Raw genomic sequence first — 14604 nt, forward strand, 5'->3', positions numbered from 1 at the left:
GTTATCCACAATGGTAGGGAGGGGGTAAAACTATTAAATGTTATCCACAATGGTAGGGAGGGGGTAAAACTATTAAATGGATAACTAAAGGAAGATCACTGGGTTATTCCTTAGTTATCCACAGATTAAATGGTTAAACAATGCTCACTTGATTTTGTGGATCAAGGGTTCCCACTCGGTAAACCAACGTTCCGCTTCATCCTCAGGGACCGGATGCGCTTGAATATCAATATCGACCCGTTCCCCGACTTTGACGGCGCCAAGGTCTTGTAACAAGGCATCCGCCTTCATGCCGGCCTCGCAGAAGGTGTCATAGCTTGAATCTCCAATGCCGACCACACCGTAATGGAGATCGCGCAACAGTGGCCGCTCGCTCATTAACTGCTCCATCAGAGGCGCGATGCTATCTGGAAAGTCGCCAGCCCCATGGGTGGACGTGACGATCAACAATGTACTGGCGCTCAGTACATCATCGAGGATCCCTTCATTGACCACGTGGGCCTGATGGCCTTTTGCTTGTAGGAGATCGGCAAGGTGATCACCGACATATTCTGCACCACCGAGCGTACTGCCGGTGATAATGGTTACATTTGCCATACTGTCCTCATTATTCACGATTATCGCGACTAGTATTTCGGCAGTTGGGTTCAGAGTCAATCGATGAAGGTGTAGCAAAATCAGGGGCGTTGCTGGGTTGGCAAACAATTTGATTGCCCCCTGCGAATTTGGCGTCCGTCATCGCTCGAGTGGCTTGATCAATCAAGGGAATAGCGTGGATTTTGCCTTCCATTTGTTGCACCAAACCAATCGATACGGTGAGCGCATAAGCGCCGCCAGCAAAGGTAAAAGGCGTTTCCGCAATAGCTTGTCGGCACTGAGCGGCACAATGGGGGGCGGCTAAGCAGGCTTGGCCTGCCAACATAACCAAAAATTGATCGGCATGTGTGCGGCTGATGATAGCGTCATGCGGTAGGTGGCGGATAAGAAGTTGGGCGGTAAATTGAAGGAGCTGATCACCTGTATCACGGCCATATCGCCAATTAAGAGATTGAAAACCATCGAGATTGATGCACAGGATAGCCAGCGGATTGTCAGCGGTTGCGCGACCGTGCTGCCCGACACATTGGTAGAAATAGCTGGCGCTCCACGTTTGGGTAAGGGCATCGCGCTGAATTTGCTGACGGGCTTGGCGGTTGATGGCGTATAAATCGAACAAGTAAAAGTCCATTAACACCACGGACAGCGCAACAAACACCAACACCACACTTAAATAGAGGGTCTGTGCGTGGAGGCTAGAGAGATAAACTAACGGCGTGGGGGCGGGAAGCACTTGCGCGGCGAACATCAACGCGATGGCGCCTAAGGCCAGTCCGTAGCGCGCAAAGCGCTCTGTGGGTTCAAAGACTAAAACTACCACAGTCGGTACCACCAGCAGTAACAATTCGTTTTGGCTATTTGTATCCAGTACCCAGTAAGACATCACAAACTGTTGGGCAAAGAACACCCCAAATAGCCAATAGCGCGCAATCGACCAATGACCCGCTGCCATTATCCCCCATACGCCCGCATACAGGCCTGCATAGAGGAGGTTGTGCCACGCGGCGATAGCGCTTTGAAAGGCAAACCAATAGAGCGCGGAGAAGATAAGTGTGCCGAGCACACAAATAAGCCCTAACAGATTGATCATTCTAATCTGATGGCGCATGAGTTGATTTTGAGGGGTTAAACCGATCGATAAGATCGGATTTAAGGACGAGAGCATTTCACCTCCAGCTAGACGCACTATTAACGTAGCAGATCATGGTGAAAACTGTGGGGATAAGTCAGGATCTTACTCTGAGGATAACCGCGATCAGCGCCGCCAGAATAAGGGATCCTCGCAGTAAGGATCCCTTGAAGGAGCTGGGGATAATTATTTTCCGATACAGAACGAGGAGAAAATTTTGCCCAGCAAATCGTCAGCCGTGAACTCACCGGTAATGGTATTGAGGTGTTGTTGGGTTAAGCGTAATTCCTCGGCAAGGATTTCGCCTGCCATATAGCCTTCTAGCTGCGCTTGGCCGATGTCGAGGTGGTGTGCGGCGTTGGCGAGCGCATCCAGATGACGACGACGTGCCATAAAACTGCCTTCGCTGCCTCCAGCATAGCCCATACAGGCTTTTAGATGCTGGCGTAAGGCATCAACGCCTTCTCCGGTTTTGGCACTCAAGCGGATTAGCGCAGGCTCACTGACTGCACATAAACCGAGTGGTTCTTCAGTAATATCGGCTTTGTTGCGGATCACCGTCATCCCCATGCCTTCGGGTAAGCGAGAGACAAATTCTGGCCAAATTTGGGCCGGGTCGGTCGCCGTGGTTGTGGTGCCATCGACCATAAACAATACCCGATCGGCGTGTTCGATTTCACTCCAGGCGCGTTCAATCCCAATCCGTTCCACTTCATCCGAGGCATCCCGTAAGCCAGCGGTATCGATGATATGCAGTGGCATACCGTCAATGTGAATATGTTCACGGAGCACATCGCGGGTGGTACCTGCGATTTCGGTGACAATGGCACTCTCTTTACCGGAAAGGGCATTGAGCAAGCTCGATTTACCGGCATTCGGGCGTCCGGCAATGACCACCTTCATCCCATCGCGCATAATCGCTCCTTGATTGGCTTCTTTACGCAACAGGGCGAGACGCTCAATGATATGCCCAAGATCGCTGGCCACTTTACCGTCAGAGAGAAAATCAATCTCTTCATCAGGAAAGTCGATGGCCGCTTCCACATACATGCGCAGATGAATCACTTTTTCGACCAGTTGGTTGACCTGCTTGGAAAAGGCCCCTTGCAGGGACTGCAACGCAGAGCGAGCCGCTTGTTCTGAGCTGGCATCGATTAAATCGGCGATTGCTTCGGCCTGGGCTAAATCCAGTTTATCGTTTAAGAAGGCGCGCTCGGAGAATTCACCGGGTCGGGCTGCTCGTACGCCGTCAAAGGCGCTGATTCGCTGAATAAGCATGTCCATGATCACGGGGCCACCGTGACCTTGCAGCTCTAGAACATCTTCACCTGTGAATGAATTGGGGCCTTTAAAGAATAGGGCAATGCCTTGATCGATAGGTTGACCTTCCTGATCGAGAAAAGGCAAATAATCCGCACGACGAGGCACTAACTCGCGTCCCGTCATTTTTGTACCAATCTCATGAGCGAGAGGGCCGGACACGCGGACAATCCCTACGCCGCCGCGGCCTGTTGCTGTGGCTTGTGCCACGATAGTGTCGGTTTGAGCCATATTGCGCACTCTTGATGTCGGTGACAGGCCTAAAGGCCGTAAACGTGAAAAAGGCGACCGCGTGGTCGCCTTTTTATTATTGCTTGACGCGGCCTAACTTACGAGCGGGAATGAAGGCCTTTTTTCTCCAGCGATTTATAAATCAAGGTTTGCTGGATAAGCGTTACGATGTTCGATACCAACCAGTATAGAACCAGACCGGATGGGAAGAACAAGAAGAAGAAGGTAARGACCACAGGCATAAAGGTCATGATCTTCTGCTGCATAGGATCAGTGACTGTGGTTGGGCTCATCTTCTGAATCAAGAACATGGATGCACCCATCAACAGCGGCAGCACATAGTATGGGTCTTGTGCCGACAAGTCTTGAATCCAGCCAAAGAATGGCGCATGGCGCAATTCTACCGACTCCATCAGTGCCCAGTACAAGGCAATAAAGATCGGCATTTGCAGAACCAATGGCAGACAGCCACCAAGCGGATTGACCTTCTCACGCTTATAGAGCTCCATCATCTCTTGGCTCATGCGTTGACGATCGTCACCGATACGCTCTTTCATTTCTTGCAGTTTAGGCTGCAGCATGCGCATTTTCGCCATCGAGGTGTACTGCGCTTTAGTGAGCGGGTACATGGCGCCACGCACGATGAAGGTTAGCATGATGATGGCCAGACCCCAGTTCCCCACAAAGGTTTGAATGGTGGAGAGCAACCAGTGCAGCGGTTTAGCGATAAACCATAGCCAGCCGTAGTCGACCACCAAATCCAGGCTTGGTGYCACCGCGGCCATTTGTTCTTGCAGTTTCGGACCGACCCACAAGGTTGCTGTCAGCGTTTTACTGGTGCCTGCTGCAATGGTATCGCTGGTTTTGGTTTGGATATAACCATACTGGGCGGTAGTACGGGTGCTCAGCACATTATTGTCCGCACGTGGGATCCACGCGGTAGCAAAGTAGTGCTGGATCATCGCTGCCCAACCTTGGTTAAACGTCACATTCAAGTTTTTGCTTTGCATGTCATCAAAGCTGTATTTTTCGTAACGTTTATCGTCGGTAGAGTACGCGCCACCACGGTAGGTTGGCATGGTTAAGCTACCGCCATCGTCCAGCAGATTTTGTYTTAGCTGGGTGTACATAGTGACACTGGCGTTGGCATCGGTTTGGTTATCGATGGTGTGCTCTACATCCACCGCATAGCTGCCACGCTTAAGCACAAAGGTTTTGGTGTACGTGATCCCGTCTTTTTCAACCGTCATTGGCACGCGCAGGGTGTCTTGGTCGTCAGAGAGGGTAAAGGTGTTTTGCGCCACCTGATACTGGGCACGGCCTTGCGCAGTATCAATACCATTGGCACCAATTAAACCGCTTTGCGCCACAAAGGTGTGATCGGGTTTGGTGTGCAGCAGCGTGAAGGCATTGTCAGAGTTGAGCTCCGCATCGTACTGAGGCAGCTCGGCGTGCACAACATCACCGCCTTGTGTATCCACTTTAAGTGTTAATACATCGGTTTTGATGGTGACGAGCTTGTCAGAGACAGGCTGTGCATCGAGAGACGTGGTATCGCCATTGTCGCTGCTAGGCACGTCACTGTGAGTGGTTTGCTGCTGCTCAACGCCCTGTCCCTGCGGCTGCGGGGATTCTGGTTTGTTCCATTCCATGTACAGCATGAAAGAAACGAACAATAGGGCAATCAACAGGATATTACGTTGGGAATCCATTGTTAATTGTCTCTGTTATGGTGGTCGCAAGGCGGCACGGGATCGTAACCGCCATCATTCAAAGGGTGGCATTTTAATAGACGTTTGCCTGCCAACCAACACCCTTTTATCACACCATGGGATTGAATCGCCATGATGGCATAGTGGGAACAGGTTGGTGTAAACCGGCATCGTGGCCCAATCAATGGGCTGATCACCAGTTGATATCCCCGAATCAGCGCGATGAGCGCTTTTTGCGCGGCGGTCGCGACAAACGTTGCCATAACTTGTCCAATTCGTCTCGCAGCGCTTGATTGCTTAGGTCGTTGGCACTTTTTTTCGCGATCACCACAAAATCTTTCGCCGGTAGTTGATGCTGACGTAAACGAAAGCTCTCGCGAACCACACGTTTAAAGCGGTTGCGATCAACGGCAAGTTTGATTTGCTTTTTCGGAACAGCTTGACCGAGACGTGGGTGGTCGAGCGAGTTAGATCGGGCGAGTATGGTTAAGTGCGGCGAACCGGCGCGATGCGGTTGCTGGAAGACGGCACTGAAATGTTCGGGAGTTAGCAGACGTAACTCCCGAGGATAAGCGAGCTTATTCACAAATCACTGCGGATTATTTAGAAAGCTGCTTGCGGCCTTTCGCACGGCGAGCGGCAATGACCTTACGGCCGTTCTTAGTCGCCATGCGCGCACGGAAACCGTGAGTGCGCTTACGCTTTAGAACTGAAGGTTGAAAAGTGCGTTTCATGGTTTCTACCTTTATTACTGATCAGTGTTAGGTTTGTTAACCCGACGTGGGAGGTTAGCAACAGGCAATACCTTAGCCAATGTCTCCGACGCCTCTCAACAAAGAGGGCGGATTGTAGCCATTGACTAACGATTAGTCAATCACTAAACCGATGCCACTCCGGGCCGGGAATTATAAGCGCTCAGTCAGAGATCGCAAGGATCCTTCGTTTACGAGCGCAAGTTAAGAAGCGATCCCGACTTGATTCAAAAACTTATGCAAGCGTGGATCGGCGCAGTGATTAAATAGCCAATCCGGTGTGCCTTGGGCTATGATGTGGCCGTCGTTCATAAATACCACGCGGTCAGCGACATCGCGAGCAAACTGCATCTCGTGAGTGACCACCAGCATGGTTTGATGGCGTGTGGCGAGCTTTTTCATCAACGCCAACACTTCGCCAACCCACTCTGGGTCTAATGCAGAGGTAGGCTCATCGAAAAGCAATAATTCGGCCTCAAGTGCCATCGCACGGCCAATGCCAACCCGTTGTTGCTGTCCACCCGATAAGGAAGCGGGGTAATGGTCTCCTTTATCACCCAAGCCTATGTCGTCGAGGATTTGTTGCGCGCGCTGACGTGCTGCCTCTTTAGACCAGCCTTTTACCGTTCGCAATCCTTCGGCGATATTGTCTCGTGCCGTGAGGTGAGCAAATAAGGCATAATTTTGAAATACAAAGCCGGTCTGGCGCCGCAACGCCAAAATCGCCTGTTTACGGGTGCTTGCATCGCCACTATCAACACGCTGATCGCCGATACTGATCACCCCTTGCTCAGCACGCTCGAGAAAATTAATACAGCGCAATAGGGTGGATTTTCCCGTACCGCTTGGGCCAATAATACACACGATTTCGCCACGCTCGATAGTCAAATCGATGCCATCAAGTACCGCGACGCCTTGGTAGACTTTTTTAAGCTTTTCTATCTTAATCATCGTTGGTACGCCTTATTAAGATGGCTTTCTGCCCAAAGTTGTACTCGGGTCAAAGCGACCACGACCGCCCAGTAGATCAGTGCGACCGCCAAATAGGCTTCGAAGAATTTAAAGCTCGACGACGCTTCCATCTGCGCCTTCGCCATGATTTCTGCCACCCCGAGCGTGAAGGCAAGTGATGTGGCTTTGATCATATCGATGAAGTAATTCATCAGAGAGGGAAGTGCGATCCGTGCTGCCTGTGGTAACACAATGCGCTGCATGGCTTGGCGAGTCGTCATGCCAATGGCCAGACTGGCTTCCATTTGACTGCGATCCACGCTGGTAATGGCGGCACGAATTGACTCGGCCATATAAGCAGAAAAGTGTAAGCTGATCCCGATCACCGCGGCTGTGAAAGCATCCATTCCGACTAACGCGGGGATGACCTGAGGCAGACCGTAATACAGTAAAAACAGCTGAACCAGAAGTGGCGTACCGCGAAAGAAACTAATAAACAGTTGCGCGAGGCCATTGAAAACCGGTAGGCGAAACACGCGGATCAGTGCAATCGTCACTGCCAAAATCAGTGCAAACACTAATCCCCACACCGCCATCTCTAACGTGATCCCCAGATACTTCAGCAGTAACGGGAACAGAGAGGCCATATAGTCAAAATCAAACGCCATGTCTGTCCTTTAGATACACAGACCCGCTAAAGCGGGCCTATTTATGTGAGTAAATACTTACTTTTTAGTGACGTCGCCGCCAAACCACTTAACAGAAATCTGTGCCAAGGTACCATCTTCTCGCATGGCTGAGAGGGCGGTGTTCACTTCATCACGTAGGCGCTGACCGCGTGCTGAGTCGACAAATGGCCAAGCATTGGCAATGGTTTCAAACGGTTGCCCGGCCAGTTGAAGTGGCAAGCCCGATTCTTTAATCAGCTGCATGGCTGACAGGCGATCCATCACAAACGCATCGGCCCGACCGAGCGCGACATCGTGTTCAATCCCGGTCTCGTAGGTTTTAATGTCGATATCCTCGGCTGCCGAGTGTTCGCGTAACAACTGCTCGAAGTTCGAGCCGAGGTTCACTGCAACAGTTTTGCCTTTCAGATCAGCCACAGACTGAATCGTGTCATTGCCTTTGCGAACCGTGATCTGTGCGCCGTCGACCACATACGGGTCGGTGAACAAATAGGTTGCCTGACGCTCGTCGGTGATGGTGATTTGGTTAGAAATGGTGTCGATGCGCCCGGTTTGTAACAGACCAAACAGGCCAGAGAAGTTAGCGGTCACATACTCGACTTGGTAGTCATTGCGGCGGCCAATCTCATCCCAAAGGTCAACTTCAAACCCTTGCAGCTGGTCTTGCTTCACAAAGGTGAAAGGGAAATAGCGCCCAGACATCCCCACTTTCACGGTTTCTTGGGCGAACGCGGGCACTGAAATCACCATGCTCACACTTAGCAAGGTGCTCAAGATCCATTTACTCATGACAATACTCCGTAATGACAACTTCAATAATAGGAGGCGTATCATAGAAGTGAACGATTACTGGCGAGAAATACCGTCTGGTTATGAGCCATAACTTAATTCTCCGCGCGCGTCTCATTAAGGAGATGTGTGCAATCTTGTGAGTAAAAAGCGGGTACCTTGTGGCGATCCATGGTATATCTGTGGGATCTATGTGAATAACTCCGATCTTATTCACTGATTTCGGGATCTTGTGGGTGGCGATCTTCGCCTGACAGGAGTACCATTGTGGCCTTTTCTTTTTCGGTATAACTGCGTGGAGTCAAACGTGTCATCATCGCTTTGGTTGCAGTGTCTTGAGCGCCTTCAGGAAGACCTACCTGCAACAGAATTCAGTATGTGGGTGCGGCCGTTACAAGCCGAGCTCAATGACAATACGTTGACCCTGTTCGCCCCAAACCGCTTTGTGCTTGATTGGGTGCGAGACAAATACTTGCATCAAATTAACCAGCTGTTGAACGAGTTTTGTGGCGTCGACGTGCCCATGCTGCGGTTTGAAGTGGGCAGCAAACCTGTGTCTGCAGCGCCCGCCTCGGCGCCAGCCGGACCGGCAGCGGCTCCTGCACCCCAGCAAGCCCAGCCGGCCCCGAGCCGAGGTCGAGTGTGGGAACCGGCGCCATCACCCGTTCAGTCGGATGTCAATCATCGCTCTAACGTGAACCCCAAGCACAAGTTCAATAACTTTGTTGAGGGTAAGTCTAACCAGTTAGCGTTAGCGGCGGCGCGTCAGGTGTCGGATAACCCAGGGGCGGCCTATAATCCGCTTTTTCTTTATGGCGGCACGGGCTTAGGTAAAACTCACTTGTTGCATGCGGTGGGTAATGCGATTTCCGATCGTAAAGCGGATGCGCGCGTGGTGTACATGCACTCAGAACGTTTTGTGCAAGACATGGTGAAGGCGCTACAAAATAATGCGATTGAAGAATTTAAGCGTTATTACCGCAGTGTCGATGCACTGTTGATCGATGACATTCAATTTTTTGCCAACAAAGAACGCTCGCAAGAAGAATTCTTCCATACCTTTAATGCGTTGCTTGAGGGTAACCAGCAGATCATTCTGACCTCTGACCGCTATCCTAAAGAGATCAACGGGGTTGAGGATCGCTTAAAGTCGCGATTCGGGTGGGGCCTGACGGTCGCCATTGAGCCGCCAGAACTGGAAACGCGAGTGGCGATTTTGATGAAAAAAGCCGAAGATCATGCGATTCGGTTACCGGATGAGGTGGCGTTCTTTATCGCCAAGCGCTTACGCTCCAACGTCCGAGAGCTGGAAGGAGCCCTCAACCGCGTGATTGCCAACGCGAACTTTACCGGGCGTGCGATCACCATCGATTTTGTCCGAGAAGCGTTGCGAGATCTGCTCGCCTTGCAAGAAAAACTGGTCACCATTGATAATATTCAGAAAACAGTCGCTGAGTATTATAAAATCAAGATGGCGGATTTATTGTCGAAGCGTCGTTCACGGTCGGTCGCGCGCCCTCGTCAAATGGCGATGGCCTTGTCCAAAGAGCTAACCAACCACAGTTTGCCAGAAATTGGTGATGCCTTTGGTGGCCGTGACCATACCACTGTGCTGCATGCGTGTCGTAAAATCGAGCAGCTCCGTGAAGAAAGCCACGACATTAAAGAAGATTACTCTAACCTGATTCGAACATTGTCCTCTTAATTATGAAATTTACTCTTACGCGAGAGCAGCTGCTACAGCCGCTGCAACAAGTATCAGGCGCACTGGGTGGGCGAAGCACGCTGCCAATTCTCAGTAACTTACTCATCCAAGTGGCTGATCAGGCATTGACGTTGACAGCAACGGACATGGAAGTGGAGCTGAATGCCACCGCGCCGTTGGAAGGCGATTACCTCGACGGTGCGATTACAGTGCCTTCGCGCAAGTTTATGGACATCATTAAAGGGTTACACAGTGAAGCCCAAATTACGGTTGCTCAAGAAGGCGATCGTGTGGTGGTACGCGCGGGACGTAGCCGCTTTACGCTGTCGACATTGCCGGCTAATGATTATCCCAACATCGAGCAGTGGCAGGCAGATGTAAGTTTGCAGCTGCCACAAGATAAGTTGCGTCACCTGATTGACGCGACCCAGTTTTCGATGGCAAACCAAGACGTACGCTATTACCTCAACGGGCTGTTGTTTGAAACAGAAGGGCAGACATTACGGACGGTCGGAACCGACGGGCACCGGATGGCGGTCTGTCAGCTCTCGATGGATGATACCTTACCCGCGCAACAGGTGATTGTGCCGCGTAAAGGGGTGAGTGAGCTCGCGCGCTTGTTAGATGACAGTGAGCACCTCGTTAATATTCAAATTGGCGCATCGAACATTCGTGCCGTGGTTGGCAATGTCACCTTCACCTCTAAATTGGTGGATGGTCGTTTCCCAGACTATCGTCGCGTGCTGCCGCAATCCACTTCTCGCACACTTGAGGTCGACTGTGCGGAGCTCAAGCAAGCGCTGTCGTTAGCTGCGGTGCTGTCTAACGAGAAATTTCGTGGCGTTCGGATGAATATTGAAGGCAGCGAGCTACGTATTTCCGCCAATAACCCGGAGCAGGAAGAAGCCGAAGAATTTCTCGACGTCACCTTTCAAGGCGAGCCGATCGAAATTGGCTTTAACGTCAGCTATGTGTTGGATGTACTCAACACCTTACGTTGTGACAAAGTGCGCTTTTCGATGACAGATGCGGTGGGCAGTACCCTTATTGAAGACTGTGCCCGCGATGATGCCATGTATGTTGTGATGCCAATCCGCCTCTAGGTTATGGCGCTTACTCGATTGGTCGTTCACGACTTTAGGAATATTGAAGCCTGCGATATCGAACTGTCGTCAGGCTTTAACTTTTTAATTGGCCCCAACGGTAGCGGTAAAACCAGTGTGCTTGAGGCCATCCACTTTCTTGGCCACGGACGCTCGTTTCGCAGCGCACTCAATAGCCGAGTGATCCGTCATCAGCAACCCAGCTTAACCGTGCATGGACGGGTTAAAACTCAAGATGCGATCTTGCTTCCTGTCGGTATTCAAAAGCGCCGTGATGGCAGTGCAGATGTTAAAATAGGCCAAGAAAAAGGGCAGAAGCTGGTGGCCTTGGCAAAAGTGCTGCCCTTGCAGCTGATTACTCCTGAAGGGTTTGAGCTGCTGACGGATGGCCCCAAATTTCGCCGCGCGTTTGTCGATTGGGGCGTGTTTCACTCTCAAGCTGGCTTTTTCGAAGCCTGGACGCGGGTCAAACGACTCACTAAACAACGCAACGCTGCGTTGAAAACGGCGCGGCGCTACCGAGACATCCAGATGTGGGATGCGGAATTGGCGGTGTTGGCTGAGCAAATAAGTCAGTGGCGAGCCGATTACGTGGATGCCGTAGCTGAACGCGCTGCCGCATTATGTGAGGCTTTTTTACCCGAATTTTCGATACAATTTAGTTTCTCTCGAGGGTGGGAGAAAGACACGGATTACCAAACCTTGTTGGCAGCCAATTTTGAGCGCGACCAACAAATGGGATACACCGTCTCCGGACCGCACAAGGCGGATTTGCGCATCAAGGTGCAAGGGACGCYAGTGGATGATGTGTTGTCCCGAGGTCAGTTAAAATTAATGGTTTGTGCGCTACGACTTGCACAAGGCCAGCTCTATAGTGAACAACAGGGAATTGCCTGTATTTACTTGATTGATGATTTTGCATCGGAGCTTGATAGTCGCCGCCGAGCCCTATTGGCAAGCGAACTCAAGCGCACCGGCGCACAGGTTTTTGTCAGCGCCATTAGTGCCGATCAAGTCGCGGAAATGTGCGACGAAAATAGTAAGATGTTTCATGTGGAACATGGCAAAATAAACGCAGGATAAATAAGCGAGAGTAACTCAATGTCCAACGAATACGATTCATCGAGTATCAAGGTACTGAAGGGCTTGGACGCCGTCCGTAAGCGTCCGGGAATGTATATCGGCGACACAGACGACGGTACCGGCCTCCACCACATGGTGTTCGAAGTGGTCGATAACTCGATCGATGAAGCACTAGCCGGACATTGTAACGATATCGTGGCGACCATCCACGAAGACGGCTCTGTCTCGGTGAAAGATGATGGTCGTGGTATTCCTGTTGATATCCACGAAGAAGAAGGGGTCTCCGCCGCTGAAGTTATCATGACGGTATTGCATGCCGGCGGTAAGTTTGACGACAACTCCTACAAAGTTTCCGGTGGTTTGCACGGCGTGGGTGTGTCCGTGGTGAACGCACTCTCTGAGAAGCTAGAGTTGACCATTTGGCGTGATGGCCATATTCACCAGCTCAATTTTTCCCACGGTGAGCCACAAGGCCCATTGGCGGTGATTGGTGATACCGAACAAACCGGTACCCGTATCCGTTTTTGGCCCAGTGAAGAAACCTTCTCTGACATCAATTTCAACTATGACATTTTAGCCAAGCGTCTGCGTGAGCTGTCGTTCCTGAACTCAGGTGTATCGATCAAGCTGGTGGATGAGCGCGAAGAAGATAAAGCGGATCACTTCAAATACGAAGGGGGCATCCGCGCCTTTGTTGAACACCTCAACAATAAGAAAACCGCGATTCACCCCTCGGTATTCCATTTTGAACACACCCGTGAAGATGGTGTGAGCGTTGAAGTGGCGATGCAATGGAATGACGGCTACCAAGAAAACATCTACTGCTTTACCAACAACATTCCACAGCGCGATGGTGGTACCCACCTTGCCGGATTCCGCGCCGCGCTAACGCGTACGCTTAATAGCTTTATGGATAAAGAAGGCTACTCGAAGAAAGCCAAAGCGGCGACCTCGGGCGATGATGCTCGTGAGGGGTTGACCGCTGTGGTGTCGGTGAAAGTGCCTGATCCTAAGTTCTCAAGCCAAACCAAAGATAAGCTGGTGTCGTCAGAAGTGAAGTCTGCCGTTGAGTCGGCCATGGGTGAACACCTGTCTGACTTTTTGATTGAACATCCAGCGGACGCCAAAGTGGTGTGCACTAAGATTATCGATGCGGCGCGCGCGCGTGATGCGGCACGTAAAGCGCGAGAGATGACTCGACGTAAAGGTGCGTTAGATTTAGCGGGCCTACCTGGCAAGCTTGCCGACTGCCAAGAAAAAGATCCGGCACTGTCTGAACTCTACATTGTGGAGGGTGACTCGGCAGGTGGCTCGGCCAAACAAGGGCGTAACCGTAAGAACCAAGCGATTTTGCCGCTCAAAGGTAAGATCCTTAACGTGGAAAAAGCCCGTTTTGATAAAATGCTCTCGTCGCAAGAAGTCGCGACCCTAATCACTGCGATGGGGTGTGGTATCGGTCGAGAAGAGTATGATCCGGACAAGCTACGCTATCACAGCATCATCATCATGACCGATGCGGATGTCGACGGCTCGCACATTCGTACCTTGCTGTTGACCTTCTTCTATCGCCAAATGCCAGAGCTGATTGAGCGTGGTTATATCTACATTGCTCAACCTCCTTTGTACAAGGTGAAGAAAGGAAAACAAGAGCAATACATCAAAGATGACGAAGCCATGGAGCAATACCAAGTCGCGTTGGCGTTGGAAAATGCTTCCTTGTTTGTGAACGCAGAAGCACCGGCGATGCACGGTGAATCACTCGAGAAGTTGGTCAAAGAATACAATGGTGTGATCAAGCTGATTAAGCGCATGAACCGCCGTTATCCGGCTTCGCTGCTCAATGAATTGTTGTACCAGCCTCGCTTGTCGGTCGACGACTTGCGTGATGAGTGGGCGGCGAAGAAGTGGGTTGAAAACATCGTTGCGATTCTAAACCGTAAGTCAACGGGTGAAAGTCAATACAAAGCATCTTGCCGCTTAGACGAAGAGCATCAAGTGTGGGTGCCGGAGCTGGTGGTACGGACGCACGGTGTTGATCACAAATATCTGGTGAGTTACGACTTCTTAAACTCGAAAGAGTATGGGCGTATTGCCAGCTTGTCTGAAACGCTTAATGAGCTGCTTGATGAAGGCGCTTATGTGCAGCGGGGCGAGCGTAAACAAGAAGTGGAAAGCTTTGAGCAAGCGCTAAACTGGCTGATTAAAGAGTCGACGCGTGGTGTATCGCGTCAGCGTTACAAAGGTCTAGGTGAAATGAATCCAGAACAGCTTTGGGAAACCACCATGGATCCTGAAGGTCGCCGTATGATGCAGGTGACCATTCAAGATGCAGTCGCTGCAGACGAGCTGTTTACCACCTTGATGGGTGATCAAGTTGAGCCACGCCGTGCCTTTATCGAAAATAACGCACTCAAAGTGGAAAACCTTGACGTTTAAACGGTAAATCAATGGGTTAACCATGATTAAGGCCAGCTTTGCTGGCCTTTTTTATTTTTATGCGAGGCAGTACACAATAGAAAACTGTTTTTATATACAGTATTTTG

Annotated in this window: 14 protein-coding genes; 4 read left to right on the forward strand and 10 right to left on the reverse strand. The window is 51.0% G+C overall.

Translation table 11 applies throughout. The features are described from left to right. Nucleotides 1-144 precede the first annotated feature (144 nt). The 10 genes from mioC to BZG83_RS08985 all read right to left on the reverse strand — a co-directional run bounded on the left by mioC (nt 145) and on the right by BZG83_RS08985 (nt 8131). Nucleotides 145-597 carry an FMN-binding protein MioC gene (mioC, locus tag BZG83_RS08940; RefSeq protein ID WP_077456644.1) on the reverse strand — a complete coding sequence of 151 codons (453 nt, stop codon included), beginning with the start codon at nt 595-597 and terminating at the stop codon, nt 145-147. Nucleotides 598-607: 10 nt separating this feature from the next. Continuing rightward, entirely contained in the window at nt 608-1687 is a 1080-nt protein-coding gene (locus tag BZG83_RS08945) for a GGDEF domain-containing protein (protein WP_158011505.1), read from the reverse strand. A 225-nt stretch (nt 1688-1912) separates the two neighbouring features. Next, nucleotides 1913-3277 carry a tRNA uridine-5-carboxymethylaminomethyl(34) synthesis GTPase MnmE gene (gene mnmE, locus BZG83_RS08950; RefSeq protein WP_077456640.1) on the reverse strand — a complete coding sequence of 455 codons (1365 nt, stop codon included), beginning with the start codon at nt 3275-3277 and terminating at the stop codon, nt 1913-1915. 98 nt (nt 3278-3375) lie between these two features. Continuing rightward, nucleotides 3376-4989 (reverse strand): membrane protein insertase YidC, encoded by a 1614-nt coding sequence (gene yidC / locus BZG83_RS08955; RefSeq protein ID WP_077480190.1) that lies wholly within the window; start codon nt 4987-4989, stop codon nt 3376-3378. A gap of 2 nt (nt 4990-4991) precedes the next feature. Continuing rightward, complete coding sequence (gene yidD / locus BZG83_RS08960; RefSeq protein ID WP_077456636.1) at nt 4992-5252, reverse strand: membrane protein insertion efficiency factor YidD; 261 nt, start codon at nt 5250-5252, stop codon at nt 4992-4994. Then, complete coding sequence (rnpA, locus tag BZG83_RS08965; protein WP_069590733.1) at nt 5204-5575, reverse strand: ribonuclease P protein component; 372 nt, start codon at nt 5573-5575, stop codon at nt 5204-5206. The genes yidD and rnpA overlap by 49 nt, the downstream gene beginning before the upstream one ends. 13 nt (nt 5576-5588) lie before the next feature. After that, nucleotides 5589-5723 carry a 50S ribosomal protein L34 gene (gene rpmH / locus BZG83_RS08970; RefSeq protein ID WP_025672864.1) on the reverse strand — a complete coding sequence of 45 codons (135 nt, stop codon included), beginning with the start codon at nt 5721-5723 and terminating at the stop codon, nt 5589-5591. A 222-nt stretch (nt 5724-5945) separates the two neighbouring features. Continuing rightward, complete coding sequence (locus BZG83_RS08975; protein WP_077480191.1) at nt 5946-6692, reverse strand: amino acid ABC transporter ATP-binding protein; 747 nt, start codon at nt 6690-6692, stop codon at nt 5946-5948. Then, nucleotides 6689-7360, reverse strand: coding sequence for an amino acid ABC transporter permease (locus tag BZG83_RS08980; protein ID WP_069590737.1), 672 nt, complete (start codon nt 7358-7360; stop codon nt 6689-6691). The genes BZG83_RS08975 and BZG83_RS08980 overlap by 4 nt, the downstream gene beginning before the upstream one ends. Nucleotides 7361-7417: 57 nt before the next feature. Then, entirely contained in the window at nt 7418-8131 is a 714-nt protein-coding gene (locus BZG83_RS08985; protein ID WP_415752744.1) for an amino acid ABC transporter substrate-binding protein, read from the reverse strand. A 346-nt stretch (nt 8132-8477) separates the two neighbouring features. Here BZG83_RS08985 and dnaA point away from each other — a divergent pair, with 346 nt between their 5' ends. From dnaA to gyrB, 4 genes are read left to right on the forward strand one after another with little or no spacing between them, the layout of a single operon-like run. After that, entirely contained in the window at nt 8478-9875 is a 1398-nt protein-coding gene (gene dnaA, locus BZG83_RS08990) for a chromosomal replication initiator protein DnaA (protein WP_077480193.1), read from the forward strand. A gap of 2 nt (nt 9876-9877) precedes the next feature. Continuing rightward, the gene (gene dnaN, locus BZG83_RS08995; protein ID WP_077480194.1) at nt 9878-10978 is read left to right on the forward strand and encodes a DNA polymerase III subunit beta; all 1101 of its coding nucleotides are present in this window, start codon (nt 9878-9880) and stop codon (nt 10976-10978) included. A 3-nt stretch (nt 10979-10981) separates the two neighbouring features. Further along, nucleotides 10982-12061 (forward strand): DNA replication/repair protein RecF, encoded by a 1080-nt coding sequence (gene recF, locus BZG83_RS09000; RefSeq protein WP_077480195.1) that lies wholly within the window; start codon nt 10982-10984, stop codon nt 12059-12061. Nucleotides 12062-12079: 18 nt separating this feature from the next. Continuing rightward, a complete protein-coding gene (gene gyrB, locus BZG83_RS09005) occupies nt 12080-14497 on the forward strand; it encodes a DNA topoisomerase (ATP-hydrolyzing) subunit B (RefSeq protein ID WP_077480196.1) in 2418 nt (805 codons plus the stop codon). Nucleotides 14498-14604: the final 107 nt, after the last annotated feature.

Source organism: Salinivibrio sp. PR919 (assembly GCF_001995355.1).
In the GTDB taxonomy this organism is placed as follows: domain Bacteria; phylum Pseudomonadota; class Gammaproteobacteria; order Enterobacterales; family Vibrionaceae; genus Salinivibrio; species Salinivibrio proteolyticus.